Origin of the sequence: Mitsuaria sp. BK041 (assembly GCF_014193085.1) — a bacterium.
In the GTDB taxonomy this organism is placed as follows: domain Bacteria; phylum Pseudomonadota; class Gammaproteobacteria; order Burkholderiales; family Burkholderiaceae_C; genus Roseateles.
Window position 1 is genome coordinate 2695984 of the sequence record NZ_JACHYT010000001.1, and the last position, 19665, is coordinate 2715648.

General features: G+C 70.8%; 13 protein-coding genes. 4 read left to right on the forward strand and 9 right to left on the reverse strand.

Translation table 11 applies throughout. The annotated features are described in order from the left end of the window. Window positions 1-64: 64 nt before the first annotated feature. Window positions 65-1042, forward strand: a complete 978-nt coding sequence (locus tag FHT38_RS11350; RefSeq protein WP_183491826.1) for an NADPH:quinone oxidoreductase family protein — start codon at window positions 65-67, stop codon at window positions 1040-1042. Between the two features lie 82 nt (window positions 1043-1124). Then, complete coding sequence (locus FHT38_RS11355) at window positions 1125-1868, forward strand: response regulator transcription factor (RefSeq protein WP_091724848.1); 744 nt, start codon at window positions 1125-1127, stop codon at window positions 1866-1868. Window positions 1869-1911: 43 nt separating this feature from the next. On the opposite strand, the gene FHT38_RS11360 is transcribed toward FHT38_RS11355, so the two are convergent. From FHT38_RS11360 to FHT38_RS11395, 8 genes are all read right to left on the reverse strand, one after another. Further along, complete coding sequence (locus FHT38_RS11360) at window positions 1912-4305, reverse strand: TonB-dependent siderophore receptor (protein WP_183491827.1); 2394 nt, start codon at window positions 4303-4305, stop codon at window positions 1912-1914. An 85-nt stretch (window positions 4306-4390) separates the two neighbouring features. Next, a complete protein-coding gene (locus FHT38_RS11365; protein ID WP_183491828.1) occupies window positions 4391-4816 on the reverse strand; it encodes a DUF1828 domain-containing protein in 426 nt (141 codons plus the stop codon). Between the two features lie 117 nt (window positions 4817-4933). Further along, entirely contained in the window at window positions 4934-5545 is a 612-nt protein-coding gene (locus FHT38_RS11370; RefSeq protein ID WP_183491829.1) for a GNAT family N-acetyltransferase, read from the reverse strand. A 56-nt stretch (window positions 5546-5601) separates the two neighbouring features. Next, window positions 5602-6834 carry an MFS transporter gene (locus FHT38_RS11375; RefSeq protein WP_183491830.1) on the reverse strand — a complete coding sequence of 411 codons (1233 nt, stop codon included), beginning with the start codon at window positions 6832-6834 and terminating at the stop codon, window positions 5602-5604. A 286-nt stretch (window positions 6835-7120) separates the two neighbouring features. Continuing rightward, on the reverse strand, window positions 7121-9196 hold the full coding sequence (locus tag FHT38_RS11380) for a S9 family peptidase (RefSeq protein WP_183491831.1): 2076 nt from the start codon (window positions 9194-9196) through the stop codon (window positions 7121-7123). A 166-nt stretch (window positions 9197-9362) separates the two neighbouring features. Continuing rightward, on the reverse strand, window positions 9363-10844 hold the full coding sequence (locus tag FHT38_RS11385) for an efflux transporter outer membrane subunit (protein ID WP_183491832.1): 1482 nt from the start codon (window positions 10842-10844) through the stop codon (window positions 9363-9365). 17 nt (window positions 10845-10861) lie between these two features. Next, window positions 10862-14068: an efflux RND transporter permease subunit gene (locus FHT38_RS11390; RefSeq protein ID WP_183491833.1), complete on the reverse strand. Its 3207-nt coding sequence runs from the start codon at window positions 14066-14068 to the stop codon at window positions 10862-10864. Continuing rightward, window positions 14068-15381: an efflux RND transporter periplasmic adaptor subunit gene (locus FHT38_RS11395; protein WP_255488661.1), complete on the reverse strand. Its 1314-nt coding sequence runs from the start codon at window positions 15379-15381 to the stop codon at window positions 14068-14070. The genes FHT38_RS11390 and FHT38_RS11395 overlap by 1 nt, the downstream gene beginning before the upstream one ends. Window positions 15382-15525: 144 nt before the next feature. Between FHT38_RS11395 and FHT38_RS11400 the strand changes: the two genes are divergently transcribed. Together FHT38_RS11400 and FHT38_RS11405 are read left to right on the forward strand one after the other, a co-directional pair. Next, window positions 15526-16917 carry an ATP-binding protein gene (locus FHT38_RS11400; RefSeq protein ID WP_183491834.1) on the forward strand — a complete coding sequence of 464 codons (1392 nt, stop codon included), beginning with the start codon at window positions 15526-15528 and terminating at the stop codon, window positions 16915-16917. Beyond that, complete coding sequence (locus FHT38_RS11405) at window positions 16910-17656, forward strand: response regulator (protein WP_255488662.1); 747 nt, start codon at window positions 16910-16912, stop codon at window positions 17654-17656. The genes FHT38_RS11400 and FHT38_RS11405 overlap by 8 nt, the downstream gene beginning before the upstream one ends. A 75-nt stretch (window positions 17657-17731) precedes the next feature. On the opposite strand, the gene FHT38_RS11410 is transcribed toward FHT38_RS11405, so the two are convergent. Next, window positions 17732-19597, reverse strand: a complete 1866-nt coding sequence (locus FHT38_RS11410) for a GDSL-type esterase/lipase family protein (protein WP_183491835.1) — start codon at window positions 19595-19597, stop codon at window positions 17732-17734. Between the last annotated feature and the right edge of the window lie 68 nt (window positions 19598-19665).

The window sequence follows — 19665 nt, forward strand, 5'->3', positions numbered from 1 at the left end:
GCGCGGCGCGCTGCCTATCATGCGCCCCGACCCTCCGCCGGAGGCCTGGACAAGGAGACGAGAGATGAAGGCTTGGCTGTGCGAGAACCCCGTCGGCGTCGAGGCGCTGCAATGGAAGGAGCTGCCGTCTCCCACGCCCGGGCCGGGCCAGCTGAAGGTGGCGATCAAGGCGGCGAGCCTGAACTTCCCCGACCTGCTGATCATCCAGAACAAGTACCAGATGAAGCCGCCGCTGCCCTTCGTGCCGGGCACCGAGTTCGCCGGGATCGTCGAGGCGGTGGGCGACGGCGTGAGCGGCTTCAAGCCGGGCGACGCGGTGGCGGCCTTCACCGGCACCGGCGGCTTCGGCACCGAGGCGCTGGTCCCGGCCGCGCTGGCCATGCCGCTGCCGCCGGGTTTCCCCTTCGAGGACGCGGCCGCCTTCATCTGCACCTATGCGACCAGCCACCATGCGCTGATCGACCGCGCCGCGCTGCAGCCGGGCGAGACGGTGCTGATCCTGGGCGCGGCCGGCGGCGTCGGGACGGCGGCGATCCAGATCGCCAAGGCGGCCGGCGCGCGGGTGATCGCGGCGGCCTCGTCCGACGAGAAATGCGCGCGTTGCCGGGAGATCGGCGCCGATGCCACCATCAACTACACCCAGGGCTCGCTGCGCGACGAGATCAAGGCCCACACCGAGGGCCGCGGCCCCGACGTCATCTACGACCCGGTCGGCGGCGACCTGGCCGAAGCGGCCTTCCGCTCGATCGCCTGGCGCGGCCGCTACCTGGTGGTGGGTTTCGCCCAGGGCGCCATCCCGGCGCTGCCGCTGAACCTGGCCCTGCTCAAGGGTGCGTCGCTGGTGGGCGTGTTCTGGGGAGAGTTCGCCAAGCGCGAACCCAAGCGCAACGCCGCGATGATGGCGACCCTGGCGCAGTGGTATGCCGCCGGCAAGATCCGGCCGGTGATCGACAAGGTGCTGCCGATGACGTCGCTGCCGCAGGCCTTCGAGCGCATGGCCTCGCGGCAGGTGGTGGGCAAGCTGGTCGTCGTCAACGGCTGACCGCCCGTCGACACCCTGTTTCACGGGGCATGCAAGCCGGGGGGCCGCTGCTAGGATGCGGGCAGCTTTTGCTCCCCACACCATGGCCGTCAAAGTTCTCATCGTCGAAGACAACCCCGTCGCCCGCAGCTTCCTGTGCCGCGTGGTGCGTGAAAGCTTCAGCGATGGCATGGAGATCACCGAGGCCGGCGACCTGGAAGGCGCCCGCCGGCAACTCGCCAAGGTCGAGAGCGACGGCAGCGCCGGCAACGGCTACAAGCTGATCCTGATCGACCTGGAGCTGCCGGACGGCAACGGCATGGAGTTCCTGGGCGAGCTGTCCGGCAAGCCGGCGGTCAAGATCGTCACGACGCTGTACTCGGACGACGACCACCTCTTCCCTGCCCTGCAGCGCGGCGCGGACGGCTATCTGCTGAAGGAAGACCGCTTCGAGGTGCTGGTCGAGGAACTGCAGCGCATCGTGCGCGGCCAGCCGCCGCTGTCGCCGGCGATCGCGCGGCGGCTGCTGTCGCATTTCCGGCCGGGCTCCACCGGCGATTCAGGGCCGATGGGACTGAACTCCGGCTTCGGCAGCCTGACCTCGACGGCCACGCCCAGCGGGCGCGGCGTGACGCTGGATCCGGTGCCCGAATGGGAACGCCTGACCCCGCGCGAGAACGAGGTGCTGACCTACCTCAGCAAGGGTTTCACGATCAAGGAGATCGCGAACCTGATGGGCATCAAGTGGTTCACCGTCAACGACCACATCAAGTCCATCTACAAGAAGCTCAACGTCTCCAGCCGCGCCGAGGCGGCCGTGCTGGCGAGCAAGCAGGGGTTGGTCTGAGGCCCGCGGCCGGCGCTCGCCGGCCGGTTCCGCGCCAGGTGGATCACCACCGATAACCCACCTTCGCGTAGTACTGCCGCCCATTGAAGCCGAAGGGCGAGAACTGGTTGTAGGCCAGGATCCCGCCGATGGCATTGGCGGCGATGACCCGGTCCGGATAGCGGTCGGTGAGGTTGTCGACACCCGCGCTGACCTGCCAGGCGCCCTGCTCCCATCCCGCCGACACGTCCAGCAGCCAGGCCGCGCCGAAGGTCTGGTCGTTCGCCGCGTTGGACTGGCGGATGACGAAACTGCCGTAGCGGCTCGCGGCCACGCGGCCGCTCCACGGTCCCCAGCGATGTTCCGCGCTCGCGACCAGCTTGTCCTTGGGCGAGCCGACCGTCGCCCGCGCCAGCGTCACGCGATCGATCAGCGTCAGGTTGTTGGCGCTCAGCAGCGCCGGGTTGTCGTCGACGTGGCGCACCGAATTCCTGTTGTGGTTGTAGGCCAGCGTGTACTGGCCGCGGCCGGCACGGCCCCAGTCCTGCTGCCAGGTGCTCACGACATCGACACCGCGGGTGCGCGTATCCAGCGCGTTGGTGAAGTAGCGCCCGGCGCTCACCAGCACGCCCTGCGCGGCCAGCTGGTCCCGCAGCGCGGTCGGCAACGAGAGGTTGGCCGACAGCAGGATGCGGTCGTCGATGTCGATCTGGTAGACGTCCACTGTGGTCTGCCACTGCGCCAGCGGCTGCAGCAGCAGGCCCAGGCTGAGGTTGCGGGACTTCTCCGGCTTCAGCGGCTTCGCGCCCAGGGCCGCGGCGGCAGCGGACTCGACCGGGAAGGTGCCCGCTTCCACCAGCGCGCCGTTGATCAGATTGGTCGAGGTGGTGGCGAAGAACCGCTGCGCCAGCGACGGCGCCCGAAAGCCGGTGGACACGGTGCCGCGCAGCGCCACGGCCGGCGACCAGGCATAACGGCCCGACAACTTGGCCGAACTCGCGCCGCCGAAGTCGTCGTAATGCTCGGCCCGCAGCGCGGCCGAGGCGCTGAAGGCCTGCGTCACCCGGCCTTCCAGGCTGGCATAGGCCGCCACGTCGCGGCGCGCATGCGCGCCGGCATTGCCAGGCTGGAAGCCGGGGAAACCCGACGCGCCGCCGCTCTGGTACGACGCGGGCTCGCCGGCGTCGATCTCGTAGCGCTCGCGGCGGGCCTCCGCGCCCAGGGCCAGCGTCCACGGCGCGGCGAGGCCGAGGTCGAGCTCGCGCGAGAGGTCCAGGTTGAGCACCGTCTGCTGGTTGCTCAGCCGGCCCGCATCGAAGCGCGTCGGGCTGGCATTGCCCAGCGAGTAGTTCGCGGTGTCGGTGACGTCGATGTCGAAGCGGTTGCGGCCGTGGTTGAGGCTCGCATCCCAGGACCAGCCGGCGAGTTCGCCCCGCACGCCGGCGATCAGGCCGACGTCGACCGTGGTGCTGCGCTGCAGCGGGAGGAAGCCCTCGGGATACAGGCCGGCGACGTTGTTGGCCACCGCGGTGGCGCGGGTGCGCCAGAAGGCGGCGGACACCGTGTCGCGATGGCTGAGCGTGGCGACGGCATAGGCCTGCAGCGCGCCGGCCAGCGGCAGCTCGGCGTTCAGCACGGCGGCCTGCTGATGGCTGTCCGGATCGCCGAGCCGGTTGTTGACCTGCCCGAAACGCGGCTCGGTCGCTGCCTCACGGGTGTCGACGCCGGCACGGTTGGTCCGCTGCTGATGGCGGTTCTCGAGCGCGAAGCGGATCCATCCGTCCGGCCCCAGGGCGAATCCGGCGCTGGCGGACTCGGTGTGCCGCAAGCCGTCGCCGGCATCGGTCTGGCCGAGCTCGGTATTGACGCCGCCGCCGCGCGCGCCCTTCTTCAGAACGATGTTGATGACGCCAGCGATCGCGTCGGACCCGTACTGCGCCGCAGCGCCGTCGCGCAGCACCTCGATGCGCTCGATCGCGGCCAGCGGAATGGTGTTCAGGTCCACCGGCGCGGAACCCCGGCCCTGCGTGCCGTTGATGTTGACCACCGCGGTGGTGTGGCGGCGCTTGCCGTCGATCAGCACCAGCGTCTGGTCGGGCGAGAGCCCGCGCAGCTGGGCGGGCCGCACCGCGTCGGAGGCGTCGGTCAGCGACGGGCGTGGGAAGTTCAGCGATGGCAGCAGCTGCCCGAGCGCTGTCGCAAGCTCGGTGGTCCCGGTGCGCTGCAGGTCCGCGGCGCTGAGGACGTCGACAGGCGACTCGGACTCGGCGACCGTGCGATTGACACGGCGCGTGCCGGTGACGACGACCTGCTGGAGCTGATCCGCCGATGCCGCCGCCGAAGGCGACGAGCTTTGAGCATGCACCGACGGCGCGAAGCTGGCGATGGCGGCGAGCGCGACGACGCTCAACGGGATGGCGTGGCGGTACGGCGAAGGAAATGGCGAGCGAAGGACCATGGGGCTTTCAAGGATTCATCGATCAAGACAGTTCCGTAGCCTGCGTGAGCCGGCATGCCCGGACAAAGAAGCTCGGCGCAGATGCTCATGCGGAGGGAGTACTCGACAGTGCGAAATCGCGGCCACGGCTTCTAAGCCCTAAATCTTCCAGCCGGCAGATGCACCGCACCAACCGGAACAAGCCTCGCACCAGATCGTTGACGCCAACGATGACGACCAGCTCTCCGTCGTGATCCGAGACACCGCACTCTCGAAGCACCCGCTGAAAATGCTCGCCACATGAGCCGCTGAGAAGCTCCATCAAATCGTTCTCGTAGCTGAGGCGCATCAGCGTATTGGCCGAGTCGCTCAATCGCCAGCCTTCGTTCTCCCGTGCGAGATGGATGACAGGGCTATCGCCGTCCCGCCCTTCGAAAGGCAGCGACACCACAAACTGCCCCCTTCGCTCGACGACGTTCACCTCCCGATAGAACATCGCGAACAGCTGCTGCTCAAAATCGCCTGGTTCCATTGACCACGCCCTCGCTTCACCTGAGACCGAAGGCCAGTCTAGGCACGCTCCAGCAGGTCGATTTCAAGCGAGTTGGCATGAACGCAACGCTTCACAGCGCGCCGGCCGGACTGCCGCTCACGCCACCGGCCGCTGCGTCTCCCCCCACCCCGGATTGATCAACGCGAAGGTCTCGTGGTCGCGCCACGCGCCGTCGATGAACAGGTAGCGCGGGCTGAAGCCCTCGCGCCGGAAGCCCAGGCGTTCCAGCACACGGCGGCTGCGCGCGTTCTCCGGCCTCACCGACGCCTGCACCCGATGCAGCGACACCGCCGGCCCGAAGGCCTGGTCGAGCAGGCACTTCAGCGCCTCCTGCATCAGGCCGCCGCCGACGCAGCCCTGGTCCAGGCTGTAGCCCAGCATCGCGCTCTGGAACACGCCCCGCACCACGTCGGAGAGCGCGCACTGGCCGATCACGCGATCCGGCGCCTCGTGCAGCGACAACCAGAAGCGCCAGATCGTGCCGGCCTCGAAACCGGCCTCCTCGCGCGCCAGGCGTGCGCGAGTGGGCTCGAGGTCCCAATGATCGGCCGGCCGCGTCGGGTCCCAGCGCGCGAAGTGCGCGGCGTTGCGGGACTGGTAATCGATGATGGCTTCGGCCATCGCGGGCGCCGAGGCGCGCATCAGCAGGCGCTCGGTGCGCAGCCGCTTGAGCGGCGATCCGGCTTGGGGTTGGGGTTCGGACGACATGCCGCGACTGTAGGGCTTCGCGCCACGGTCCTCACCGCGAAGCCAGCGACCCAGGCTCAGCGCGGAGGCGTTGCCGACGCTGCCGCGTTTCGCGCCGGGATCCACACGCCCAGCATCCCGGCCGCCAGCAGCGCCAGCCCGCCGGTGACCGCGATGCCGCCGGCCAGCGACGCGGTCGCCACCAGCGCCGAGAGCAAGGCCGGACCGCAGGAGCCGCCCAGGTCCGAGAGGAAGCGCCACACCGCGAGGAAGTAGGCGCGGCCGTGGCGCGGGGCGTGGTCGGCGCCCAGCGTCATGATCAAGCCCGACCCGATGCCGTTGCCCAGGCCGATCGCCGTCGCCGCCGCCAGCAGCGAGACGAACCCGGTGCTGAACGGCATCGCCAGCAGGGCCAGGCCGATGAGGGCCATCGACGGCACCGCCACCCAGCGCCGGCCCTTGAGGTCCATCACGCGTCCGGCCGGATAGAACAGCAGCATCTCGATGCCGCCGGAGATGCCGTAGATCAGCGAGGTCACCGCCGGCGCCAGCAGCAGGTGGTCCGCCCACAGCGGGATCACCGCCTGGCGCGAGGCCCGCACCGCGCTGACCAGCAGCACGCCCAGCCCCAGCGTCAGGAACACGCGGCGATGGTCGGCCAGGATGGCGCCGAGCGTGACCGGCGCCGGCGCGCTCGCGCCCGCCAGGTGCGGCGGCAGCTCCAGGTCGGGCAGCCGCGCGCCGATGGCTGCCGCCGCCAGGACGCCGGCGATGCCCACGCCGAAGGCCGCCGACAGGCCGAAGGCATGGACCGCCGCGGCCGACAGGAAGGGGCCGATGAACATGCCGATGCGCATCACGCCGCCCAGCGTCGACAGCGCCCGCGCGCGATAGACGGCCGGCACCGCCTCGGTGAGATAGCTCTGGCGCGCCAGGTTGTAGACCGCCTGCGACATGCCCACCATGAAGCAGCCGATCGCCAGCGGCACCACGCCCGGCAGCAGCACGCACAGCGCCATGCCGAGCGCGCTCCACACGCCAGCCGCCACGATGGCCCAGCGCTCGCCCCAGCGCATCGTGATCAGCGAGGCCGGGATGTTGTTGAGCAGCGAGCCCAGCCCGATCAGCGTCACCACGAAGGCCGCCATCGACACCGAGGCGCCCAGCTCGCGCGCCATCAGCGGCACGATCGGCAGGATGGCGCCCTCGCCCAGGCCGAAGAGCAGCGACGGCCCGAAGGCCGGCACCGCGATCCGTCGGAACGAGAAGCTGGCGGCGGGATCGGCGTTGGGGGTGGGCGTGGGCGGCATGGCGGAGACGTGCTGCGAGGTCCGGGACGACGATAAGCGAGGTCGGTCCGCACCGATGCCGCCACTCGCCCGTCCCGCGCCGGCCGCCCGGACATCGCACAGCCCTGCGCACCGAGGGCCACGCCAATGGCCATGAACTGGCCGATGGCTTCGCCTACGACGACGTCGGCAGCTTCAGCCCCTCGCCGCACACGAACGCGCCGACGACGGTGACCTGCACCATCGGCTGGTAAGCCGCGCCGCGCCGCGCGGGCACCGGCCTCGCCTCCCGGCGAGGCCGGGCGTCTCACTGCGCGCTGGTCGGGGTCGCGGGATCCCTCGTGGCGAGGTGCTTGGCGAGGAAGCGCTCCATCCGTCCGAAGAAGTCGACGTCCGTGGCCAGCATGCGCCAGCCGTGGCCTTCCCCGTTGTAGGTGACGTACTCGACGTCCTTGTGGCCGGCCCGCTCGAGCGCGCGGCGGAAGTCGGTCGCGTGGTCGATCGGCACGCGGCGATCGTCGATGCCGTGGGCGATCAGGACCGGCGCCTTCAGGTCGGCCGCGCGGCGCAGCGGCGAGGTGCGCCGCAGCCGCTCGGCCTCCTTGACGCGGTCGCCGATCATCGCGGTCATGCCGAAACGGCGCGAGGCATCGCTCGCGTCGCTCCAGTCCAGGGTGAAGAGGTAGTCGAGGTCGGTCACCCCGGCCCAGCTCACGCCGCAGCGGTACTGCCCCGGGTCCTTGATGAGCGCCATCATCGACGCGTAGCCGCCGTAGCTCGCGCCCGCGATGCAGACCCGCTTCGGATCGACCAGGCCCTGCTTGACGGCCCAGGCCAGCGCATCGCTGAGATCGTCGATCATTCCCTCGCCCCATTGCCGCCAGCCGGCACGGAAGAGCCGGTCGCCATAGCCGCTGCTGCCACGGAACTCGGGTTCGATCACGACATAGCCGCGCGAGGCCAGGAACTGCGGCAAGGCGTTCCAGCCCCAGGAGGTGCCGCGCACGAAGGGCCCGCCGTGCACCAGCATGACGGCCGGACGCGGGCCGGCCGCGGCACCGCGGGGCTTGGTGACCATCACCGGGAATTCGAGCCCGTCGCGGGCGCGCACGCGCGACAGGTCGACCTGCGCCATCTCCGCGGCGCGGATCCACGGCCGCGCGGCGCCGAAGGCCAGCAGCTTGTGGGTCCCCTGGTCGTAGAGGAAGTACTCCGGCGGCTGCGTGTCCGACATCGAGGTCACCATCACCCGACCCGTCTTGAGGCAGCGCCGGCAGGCCAGCCGGTTGATGCGGCCCGGCAGCGCGCCGTCGACCTCGGCCTGCATGCGCTTGAGCGTCGGGTCGAACCAGTGCGTCGACGGCGCGTCGTTTTCATAGTGCAGGCCCAGCAGGCGCCGACTCTCGGCGTCGAAGACCGCCTCGCCCTGGAAGTCGTAGCCCTGCACCGAGACCAGCGGCTCGTCCTCCTGCTTCAGCGTCTTGGGATCGATGCGGTACAGCGCCTGCGTGCCCGCCGGCGTGCCGGCCACCACCAGGCGCAGGCCGCGGCCGTCGGAGGCCAGCGGCTCCGCCGTGGGCGAGTTGACCCAGTCGCCGGACTGCGCCAGCGTCCAGGCGCCCTCGGCCGTCTTGAAGTACAGCGCCTCGCGGTCCTCGTCGTGGGTCTGCAGCGCCCAGGGCTCGCCGCCGGGGTCGAGTTCCCAGCGGACCACGTTGGGCGGCGACTTGGCCTCCAGCGTCCGGCGTTGCTGCGTCTCGATGTTCAGGCGAGCCAGTTGGACCGACTTCAGGTCCCAGCGCGCGTCGTAACGGCCGTAGCCGACGATGACCTCACCGCTGTCGTCATCGGGCACGTCATAGAGGAACCATTCGAAGGGCAGCGCGCGCGTGATGATGCGCGACTCGAGCCGGCTCTCCTGCGCGTAGCGCGTCAGGATCAACTGCCGGCGCTCGCTGCCGTCGCGCTTGACGGTCCACAGGCCGGCGCTGTTGCCGTCGCGCCGCCTGCCGGCCTCGTCCTTGCCGGAGGTGTAGACCAGCCGGTCGCTGCCCACCCAGTCGAAGAAGGCGATGTCGGAGTCCGTGAAGCTGGCCACCACCGTGATGCGGTTGCCCTGGTCCGGCTCGATCACCGCGAGCGCGCTGCGCTCGCTCTCCGAGTTGCTGACGATCATCGCGACCGCGCGGCCATCCGGCGACAGCTTGGGGCGACGCACCTGCGGGTCGCGGAAGAAGTCGGCGATCGGCGGTGGTGAGGCGGCCGTCGTGGCCGCCGTGGCCTGCCCTGCGGGCGCGCCTTGCGCCGTTCCCATCAGGCCCAGCGCGGCCAGCGCGCACAGGCTCGCCCAGGCGGTCAGCCGCCCTGCGCGAATTCGATTCATCCCTCGCTCCCTGAAACAAGAATGGTGTGGTTCGTGTCCCCGCATTCTTGGCCAGTTCGCTCCGGCGCGGCACCGGGTCGATCCATGAGGGAAAAGCCTCGGTCGTGATCGACACGACCGGGCCCGCGTCACCACCGCATCACCACCGCGTCACCGCGTCACCTCATCAGGGCGTCCACCGGCCGCCGAGCGCGCGCAGCAGCGCGACGCGATTGACCTGCTCGGTCTGGCGCAGCGTGACCAGCGCGCGCTGGGCGGTGGTCAACTGCCGCTGCGCGTCCAGCAGCTCCAGTTGGCTGCTGCCGCCGAGCCGGTAGCTGCGCTCGGCCAGGCGCAGCGACTGCGCCGCCGCGTCGACCTGCGCCTGCTGCGCATCGAGCCGCTCGGCCAGTTGATCGCGCACCGCGAGCGCGTCCGCGACCTCGCGGAACGCGGACTGCAGCGCCGACTCGTAGTTCGCCAGCGCCTCGCGCCGGCTGGCCTCGCTGACCTCGACTTGAGCGCGCCGGGCTCCGCCATCGAACAGCGGCAGGTCGATCTGCGGGACCAGGCTCCACACGCCGCTGCCGCTCTTGAACAGGCCATCCAGGTCGGGACTGCGCGTGCCGGCGCTGGCCGTCAAGGTCAGGCGCGGGAAACGCGCGGCGCGTGCGGCACCGACGTCAAAGGCCGCCGCGCGCAGGCGCTGCTCCGCGGCGCGGAGGTCGGGGCGCTGCAGCAGCACCTCGGCGGGCAGGCCGCCCGGCAGCTCCGGCAGCGCGGTCACCGTGGGCAACGCGGGCTGCGGGGTCGGCAGCAGGCGATCAGGCACCGGCTGCCCGACGAGCAGCTCCAGCTGCAGCCGTGCCTGCGTGACCGCGCCGACGCTTTCCGCCGCATCGCCCCGCGCCGATTCGAAGGCGGTGCGCGCCCGCGCGCGGTCGAGGCCGGACGCCGCGCCCAGCGCGTACTGCCGCTCCGCCAGGTCGAGGGAGCGCTGCTGGCTGTGGCGCAGCGCCTGGTTGAGCACCAGTCGCTGCTGCGCCGCCGCCAGCGACAGCCACGCGGTCGCGACTTCCGCGGCCAGGCTCAGCCGCGCGCTGCGCTGCGTCTCCTGCTCGGCGAGGAAGCGCGACAACGCCGCGCCCTCGAGGCTGCCCAAGCGGTTGAACAGGTCGATCTCGTAGCTCGCCAGGCCGAGGTTGACGCCGTAGGTGGTTGTCGCGCCCTCGCCGTTGATCGTGCGCTGGCGCGTCGCGGAAGCGCCCAGGCCGATCTCCGGCAGGCGATCCGCCGCCGTGATCCGGTACTGCGCCCGCACCCGCTCGACGGCGGCCGCGCTCGCGCGCAGGCTGCGGTTCTGGTCGAGCGCGAGCGCCACCACCTCGTCCAGCCGAGCGTCGGCGAAGAAGCCGCGCCACTCGTGCGCGGCGGCGGTCGATGCCTCGGTCGAGGCCGCGTTCGCGGTCGGGGTCGCGGTGGGCGTCGCGGCCGAGGCCAAGGCCGAGCCGGCGCCCGATGCCGCGGATGTCGGGGCGGACGCTGCGGACGCGGGACGGAAGTCCTCGCGCAGCGGCGGACGCGGTGTATCGGTCGACGGCACCAGGCTGCCGCAGGCGCCCAGGCCCAGCAGCAGCGCGATCGCCGCGCATCGGGTCGTCAAGCTCATGGATGCACGCGCGCGCCTCATGTCCGCGCCTCCGGCCCGGCCGCATCGCCAGCGGCGTGATGGCCCTCGTCGGTCGGCCTCGTCCCGGCGTCGCCGGCGGTCCCGGTCTTCGTCATGCGGCTGAAGCGCTGCTTGACCCACAGGTAGAACAGCGGCACGAAGAAGATGCCCAGCAGCGTCGCGCTGCCCATGCCGCCGAGCACGCCCACGCCGATCGCGCGCTGCGAGCCCGAGCCCGCGCCACTGGCGTAGGCCAGGGGCAGCACGCCCATCATGAAGGCGAGCGAGGTCATCAGGATCGGCCGCAATCGCTGCCGGCAGGCCTTGAGCGTCGCGTCGAGCAGGCCCATGCCCTGCGCCAGCAGGGTCTCGGCGAACTCGACGATCAGGATCGCGTTCTTCGCCGACAGGCCGACCGTCGTCAGCAGGCCGACCTGGAAGAACACGTCGTTCATCTGCCCGCCGAGGTGGCTGGCCGCGAGCGCGCCGATGATGCCCAGCGGCACCACCAGCATCACGCTGAAGGGCACCGACCAGCTCTCGTACAGCGCCGCCAGGCACAGGAAGATGAACAGCACCGAGACCGCATACAGCATCGGCGCCTGGTCGCCGGAGAGCCGCTCCTGGTAGCTGCGGCCGGACCACTCGAAGCCGATGCCCGGCGGCATCTCGCGCAGCACCTGCTCCATCGCGGCCATCGCGGCGCCCGAGCTCACGCCCGGCGCGACGTCGGCCTGGATCTCATAGGCGGCACTGCCGTTGTAGCGGACCAGCTGGCGCGGACCGTTGGTCCAGCCCGCCTTCGCGAAGGCGCTGAAGGACACCATCTCGCCGCTGGCGTTGCGCACGTACCAGAAGCGCAGCGCCTCGGGATCGGCGCGGTAGGCGCCCTCGCCCTGCACCAGCACCCGCTTGACGCGGCCGCGGTCGAGGAAGTCGTTCACATAGCTGCTGCCCAGCGCGATCGACAGCGTGTCGTTGATCGTCGAGGTCGTCACGCCCAGCGTGCCCGCCTTGTGGTCGTCGATGTCGATCTGCAGCTGCGGCGTCTCGGTCAGGCTGTTGGTGCGGGCGCGGCTGAGTTCGGGCCGCTGGTTGGCCAGGTCGATGAGGCGGTCGCGCGCGGCGATGAGCGCCTCCGAGCCGACGCCGCCCAGGTCCTGCAGGAACAGCTGGATGCCGGCGCTGCCGCCCAGGCCGCGCACCGTCGGCGGCTGCACGACGAAGATGTTGGCGTCGCGCACGCGCTTGCCGAGCTCGCGGCTGAAGCGCTCGGCCAGCGCGCCTGCGCCCTGCGCCTTGCCGGTCCGCGCGGACCAGTCGGTCAGGCGGATGAAGCCCTGCCCCGAGCCCTGGTCGCCGCCGGCGCCGCGCACGATGTTGTAGAACTGGACTTCCTTCTGGTCGGCCAGGTAAGCCTCGATGCTCTGCGCGACGGCCTCCATCCGCTCCGCCGTGGCGCCCGGCGCCATGCGCACCTGGATCTGCAGGCCACCCTGGTCCTCGTCCGGCAGGAAGGAGGTCGGAAGCGTCTTGTAGAGCGCCGCCAGCCCCGCGATCAGCAGCAGGTAGACCATGAAGCCGCGCACGCCGCGCGCCGTCAGCCAGCGCACGCGCGACACATACCGCTCGGTGAAGCGGTCGAAGCCGCAATTGAAGCCGCCGAAGAACCAGTCCAGCTGCTTGCCGAAGGGCCCGCCATGCGCGGCATGCTCGCCCTTGTGGACCGGCTTGAGCAGCGTCGCGCACAGCGCCGGCGACAGGCTCATCGCCACCAGCACCGACAGCACCATCGCGCTCACCACCGTGATCGAGAACTGGCGGTAGATCACGCCGGTGGAGCCGCCGAAGAAGGCCATCGGGATGAACACCGCCGACAGCACCACCGCGATGCCGACCAGCGCGCCGCTGATCTCCTTCATGCTGGCGCGGGTCGCGTCGCGGGGGCTCAGGCCCTCCTCGCGCATCAGGCGCTCGACGTTCTCGACCACCACGATCGCGTCGTCGACCAGCAGGCCGATGGCCAGCACCAGGCCGAACATGGTCAGCGTGTTGATCGAGTACCCCGCCAGCGCCAGCACGCCGAAGGTGCCCAGCAGCACCACCGGCACCGCGATCGCCGGCACCAGCGTCGCCCGCAGGTTCTGCATGAACAGGTACATGATCACGACCACCAGCACCATCGCCTCGATCAGCGTGTGGACCACGCCCTCGATGGAGACGCTGATGAAGGGCGTCGTGTCGTAGGTGAAGGTGACCTTCATGCCGTGCGGGAAGAAGGGCTCGAGCTCCTTGAATTTGGCCTTGACCAGCTCGGCGGTCTTGAGCGCATTGGCGCCGCTGGCCGGCACGATGGCCATGCCGGCGGCGGTGACGCCGCTGCTGCGCACGTTGGTGGTGTAGCTGTCGCGGCCGAGCTCCACCCGGGCCACGTCCTTGAGCCGCAGCGCGGAGCCGTCCGGCTGCACGCGCAGCACGATGTTGCGGAACTGCTCCGGCGTCTGCAGCTTGGCGCGCGCGGTGATGATCGCGGTGAGCCGCTGGCCCTCGGGCACCGGCTGCGCGCCAAGCTGGCCGGCCGAGACCTCGGTGTTCTGCGCCAGCAGCGCGTTGCGGATGTCGCCCGGGACCAGCGCGTAGCGCTGCAGCCGCGCCGGGTCCAGCCAGATGCGCATCGCATAACCGGAGCCGAAGACGTTGATGTCGCCGACACCCTCGATGCGGCTGATGATGTCCTGCAGCGTGCTGGACAGGTAGTCGCCGAGGTCGGCGGAGCTGACATTCGGATCGTCGCTGGTGAGCATGACCACCATCAGCGGCTCGGAGCCCGCCTTGGTGACGCGCACGCCCTGCGCCTGCACCGCCTGCGGCAACCGCGAGAGCGACTGCGAGACCTTGTTCTGCACCTGCATCTGCGCCAGGTCGGGATCGGTGCCGGCGACGAAGCTCAGCTGCGTGTTGGCGCCGCCGGAGGCATTGCTGGTGGACTCGATCGAGAACAGGCCGTCGATGCCCTTGAGGTTCTGCTCGATGACCTGGGTGACCGAGTCCTCGATCGCCTTGGCCGAGGCGCCGGGGTAGCTGGTGTTGATCGAGATGCGCGTCGGCGCGATGTCCGGATAGCGCTCCAGCGGCAAGCCGAGCACCGCGGCGATGCCGGCCAGCATCACGACGATGGCCAGCACCCAGGCGAAGATCGGCCGGTCGATGAAGAAGGCGGCCATCAGAGGCTCCCGCCCGACGCCGGGCCCGAAGCCGCCATGGACGCGGGGACAGACGCGGGGACGGACGCCGCGCTGGCCGCACCGCCGGCCGGGGCGCCCGGCTGCTCGCCGCCCTTCTTCTTGCCGGCGCCGGCTGGCACCGGCGTCACCACCTGGTTGGGCCGCACGCGCTGCAGGCCCTCGACGGCGAGCTTGTCACCCGGCTTCAAACCGCTGGCGACGACCCACTGGTTGCCCATCGCGCGCTTGAGCACGAGGCGGCGCAGCTCGGTCTTGTTGCCCTCGCCGACGACCAGCGCGGTCGCCTCGCCGGTCGGCGACCGGGTGACGCCCTGCTGCGGCACGACGATCGCGTCGCGGTCGACGCCCGCCAGCAGCTGCGCGCGCACGACCATGCCGGGCATCAGCATGCCCTGCGGATTGGGCACGACCGCGCGCAGCGTCACCGCGCCGGTGCCGCGGTCGACGGTCACGCCGCTGACCTGCAAGGTGCCGGGACGGGCGTACACGGTGCCGTCCTCGAGCACGACGCGGATCTGGCGGCTGCCCTGGCCGTTCGGGCCCTCGCCCTCGAGCTGGCGGCGCAGCTGCAGGATCTCGGCGCTGCTCTGGACGATGTCCACATGCATCGGATCGAGCTGCTGCACCGTGGTCAGCGCCTGCGTCTGGTTGGCGGTGACCAAGGCGCCGGCGGTGACGGTGGAGACTTCGATGCGGCCGGAGATCGGCGCCGCGATGCGGGTGCGGTCCAGCTGCACGCGCGCGGCGTCGAGCGCGGCGCGGGCCACGGCCACGTCGGCCTGGGCCTGGCGCAAGGCGCTGGCGCTGTCGTCGGCGCTCTGGCGGCTGAGCGCGTCGGCCTTGAGCAGCTCGGCGTCGCGCTCGGCGCGGGTGCGGGCGACGGCCACCTGGGCCTCGGCCTTCTGCAGCGCGGCCGCGGCGCGCGCGCGCTCGGCCTCGTAGCTGGCGGCATCGAGCTGGTAGAGCGCCTGGCCGGCGCGCACCGTCGTGCCTTCCTCGAAGAGCCGCTTCTGGACGATGCCGCTGACCTGCGGGCGGATCTCGGCGACCTGGCTCGCCGACAGGCGGCCAGGCAGCTCCAGCGCCAGCGGCGCATCCTGCGTCGCGACGATGACCACGCCCACTTCGGGCGGCGCGGGCGCGGCGGCGGCGGTCTTCTTCTCGCCGCAGCCGGCGGCCAGGACAGCCGCGAGGACGGCCGCAAAGGCGACCAGCAGGGACAGCGCGGCGGGACGCGGCATCGACGCGCGCGGACCGGCCGCCCGCGCGCAGGGTGTCAGAATCTTCGGCATGGCGGCGGATGCTGGCCCACGAATGTGGAGACACCTTGAAGATCGCATCCGCCGCGCGGGCTCCGCCCAGACGGCTTGCCTGCCGCACGCGGCGCCGGTCATCATGCGGCCCGCCCCACTCCACTCGCCGCCCCGTTCTCCTGGATGAAGCTCCCGTTCACGCTCACCGCCCGGCTGTTCATCGCCGTCTTCAGCACCGCCATGGCGGTCGCGCTGGCGATGGGCGTGTTCTCGCACATCAACCTGAACCGGGACTTCATCGGCTACCTCAACGAGCAGGCGGTCAACCGGCTGGAACTCGCGCGCACCAGCGTCACCGCTGGTTATCGGGAGAACGGCCGCAGCTGGGACTTCCTGCGCCAGAAGCCGGAGCTGTGGGGCCGGCTGCTGCGGCCGCTGGTGCCGGAGGCGGAGATGCCGGCGGTCAAGCACGGGCCGGCCGACCTGACCGGCGCGACGCGGCGCTTCACGCTCTTCGACGAGAACCGCGAGCGGGTGGCCGGTTATGCCGGCCCGGTCGAGCCGACGATCGAGCGGCCCATCATCGTGGATGGCCTGACCGTGGGCTGGCTGACACTGACCCCGATCGAATCGGTCAGCCCGGGCGCGGAGAAGCATTTCTACGACGCGCAGCTGCGCTCGGCCTGGGTGGTGGGCGGCGCGGCGGTGCTGCTGGCGGCCGGGGTGGCGTACTGGATCTCGCGCCGGCTGCTGCAGCCGGTGCGGCGCGTGGCGGACGCGACGCACCGCCTGACCGCCGGCGACTTCGGCGTGCGGGTGCGGGAGACGCGCGGCAACGACGACATCGCCGGCCTGCAGCGCGACTTCAACCAGCTGGCGCTGACCCTGCAGCGCAACGAGGCGATGCGGCGCGAGTTCCTGGCCGACGTCTCGCACGAGCTGCGCACGCCGCTGGGCGTGCTGCACGGCGAGCTGGAGGCGCTGGAGGACGGCGTGCGCAAGCTCGACGCGCAGGCGCTGCGCTCGCTGCAGGGCGAGGTCGCCATCCTGCACAAGCTGGTCGACGACCTGCACGAGCTGTCGATGGCGGACGTGGGCGCGCTGGCCTACCGCAAGTCCGAGGTCGACCTGCGCGAGCTGATCGGCGTGACGGCCGGCGCCTTCGGCGAGCGCCTGCACGGCAGCGGCCTGTCGCTGCGGCTGGACCTGCCCGAGCAGCCGCTGCGGGTCTTCGGCGACGAGCGCCGCCTGCGGCAGCTGCTGGGCAATCTCTTCGAGAACAGCTGCCGCTACACCGATGCCGGCGGCGCGCTGAGCATCAGCGCCCGGCGCAGCGGCGAGCATGCGGTGATCGACGTGCAGGACACCTCGCCCGGCGTCGGGCCGGAGCACCTGCCGCGGCTGTTCGAGCGCTTCTTCCGCGTCGATGCCTCGCGCAGCCGGCGCGGCGGCGGCTCCGGGCTCGGGCTGTCGATCTGCCAGCGCATCGCCGAGGCCCACGAGGGCCGCATCGAGGCGCGTCCCTCGCCGCTGGGCGGCCTGTGGATGCGGGTGGAGCTGCCGGTCCATGGCTGAGCGCGCGGCAGGCCTGGCGCCGATGCCGATGGAACCGGGGCCCTCGCGGGTGCTGGTGGTGGAGGACGAGCCCAAGCTCGCGGCGCTGCTGGCGGACTACCTGCGCGCGGCCGGGCACGAGCCCGAATGCGTGGCCGACGGGCGCGAGGTGATCCCGGCCTGGACGGCGCGGCGGCACGACCTGATCCTGCTGGACCTGATGCTGCCGGGCATCGACGGGCTGACGCTGTGCCGCGAGCTGCGCGCGGTCAGCAGCGTGCCCATCCTGATGCTGACGGCACGGGCGGACGAGTCGGACCGGCTGGCCGGCCTGGAGACCGGCGCGGACGACTACATCGCGAAGAACCCGTTCAGCCCGCGCGAGGTGATGGCGCGGGTGAAGGCGGCGCTGCGCCGAAGCCGCGCGCACGAAGTGGAAACGGCGGCCGCGGTGGCCGCCTTCGCGGCGGGCAGCGAGCCGCTGTCCATCGATGAATCCGGCTGGAAGGCGAGCTGGCGCGGCCAGCCGCTGGACCTCACGCCGATCGAGTTCCGGCTGCTCCACATCCTGGCGACGCAGCCGGGGCGCGTCTACGCGCGGACCCAGCTGCTGGACCTGCTGCACGTGGACGGCCGCGAGGTCACCGAGCGCGCGGTCGACAGCCACATCAAGAACCTGCGCCGCAAGCTCGAGAAGGCCGGCGCGGGGACGGACCGCATCCGGTCGATCTATGGGGTGGGATACCGGTTCGAGCGATGAAAGGTGGAAGGGCCCCCGAGTCGCCTCAGGAGCCCCGCGCCGATCGCCCCCTCGGGACCGCGCTCGCGACTCGCCTTACTGCTTGTAGAAGGTCACGTCATCGACGTTGAGCCAGCCGGTGCCCGTCGAGTCGCTCGTCCAGAACCCGATCTCGGCGTTCCCGTTGCTCACGTTGATGTTGCTGAGAGTGAGCTGCGTGTAGCCATCGGACGCCACCGTGGCGACGGCCACCTGGCTGCCGCCGAAGTTCTTCACGTACAGCTGGTGTCCGGCCGTGCCTCGCACCCAGGCCTTCACCGTGTACAGCCCGTTCGGGAGGCCCGTGAGGGTCTGGGCGGTGTAGGCCCAATACGCCCCCGTGCCGCTGTGCACCAGGTGGGATGCGCCGGAATTGGGCCGCGTCGTGGCGGTGGACACCGCGCCCGCTTGCGACCCCGTGAACCAGCCGCCCAGCCCGTTCTCGAAGCCAGCGTTGCTCAGCAGGTTCACGCCACCGTCGATCACGTCCACGCGGTCGGCCGTGACGAAGGTGTTCGACGCGCTGGCGTTCTTCATGCCGGTGGCCCGCACCTTCAGCGTGTGGCCGCCCGCCGCCAGCACGGGGCTGCTCCACAGCAGCACGTCATCCTTGCGAGCGGCCGAGTAGGTGTCGATGGCGACTTCCGCGCCGCCGTCGATGGACACCGCGGCGATGCCGTGCGCCGGCGCCTGACCGCCATACAGCTTGACCTGCGTGCCGTTGAAGGGCACCTGGTAGTAGGCGCTGGTCAGCCCGGACCAATGGTTGTCGTTCTGGTAGGCGCCGGTCTGGCTGCCACTGGGCCAGTTCGCGGTGTTGTCGTAGCTGAAGCTCGTGTCGTTGCGCGTCACCCGGCCCAGGTAGGGCAGCAGGATCGGCAGCAGGCGGTTGCTCACCTTGACGTGGCCGGTGTCGCTGGGGTGCAGGCCGTCGGTGAAGTCGGTGGACCCGCTGGACGAATCCAGCCAGCCGGTGGTGTCGATGTAATGCACCTTGGCATCGCCCGCATTGACGCGCGCGGTCACCGCCGCCTGCGTCTCGGCCTGGTAGAAGCCGCCGAAGGTGCGCAGCGCGAAGATGTCCGCGTTCGGATACTTGGCCCGGATGTTCTGCAGGAAGCCGGTGTAGCGGCTCTGGAACGTGGCCGTGGGCACCGAGTTGAACGAGTCGTTGCTGCCCAGGTTCACGACGACCAGCCTGGCCGTGTAGTTGGCGAAGTTCCAGGCCGGGTTGCCGGTGCACGCGACGTCGGGACAGCGGTTGGCCTGCCACAGCTTGAAGTACAGCGACTCCATGCCTGGGAAGGTGTTGTCCGAGTAGTGATACCCGTCCGACAGGGTGATCCCGGGATAGGAGACCTGCGTGTGATCGGCGGCCATCCGCTCGCCGGTGAGCCAAGCGTAGTCCGAGACCGCGACGTCGGTCGTCGTCACGCCGGAGGTGATGGAGTCGCCGACGAACTCCACGAGCGGGAGAGCGTCGGGCCGCACCGTGACGGCGCCGGCGTCCAGCACCAGGCCCTGGAACGGCAATTCCGTCTTCTCGTACTTGGCGACGATCTTGAGCGAGTGCGTTCCGTTGGCCAGCGGCGTGGGTGTCAGGTTGATGGTGCCGACGGCATCCCAGTAGGTGGTGGGAACGCCGTCCACGATGGCCATGAAGACGGTCTTCTCGGCCAGCTTCACCTTCACCGTGGTGCCGGTGAACCTGGTGGACAGGTACGAGCCGTTCCAGTAACTGCGATACGTGGCGCTGCTGCTCTTGTCCCAGCGTCCGACGTAGTTGATGTTGGTGTCCGTGGGGTCACCGTTGCCGGTGGCGGCCAGAACGGAAGCGCTGCAGGAGAACGCCATCCCCATCAGCGCCAGACGAAGGAAATGCGGGGGCGCGATCGCCCGGACTGAACCACGATGACCGGTCATGTCTCGAAACCTTTCAACGCAACGCGCCATCACTTCGGAGTTGATTTAGCGCTAAATCCCGGTGGCAT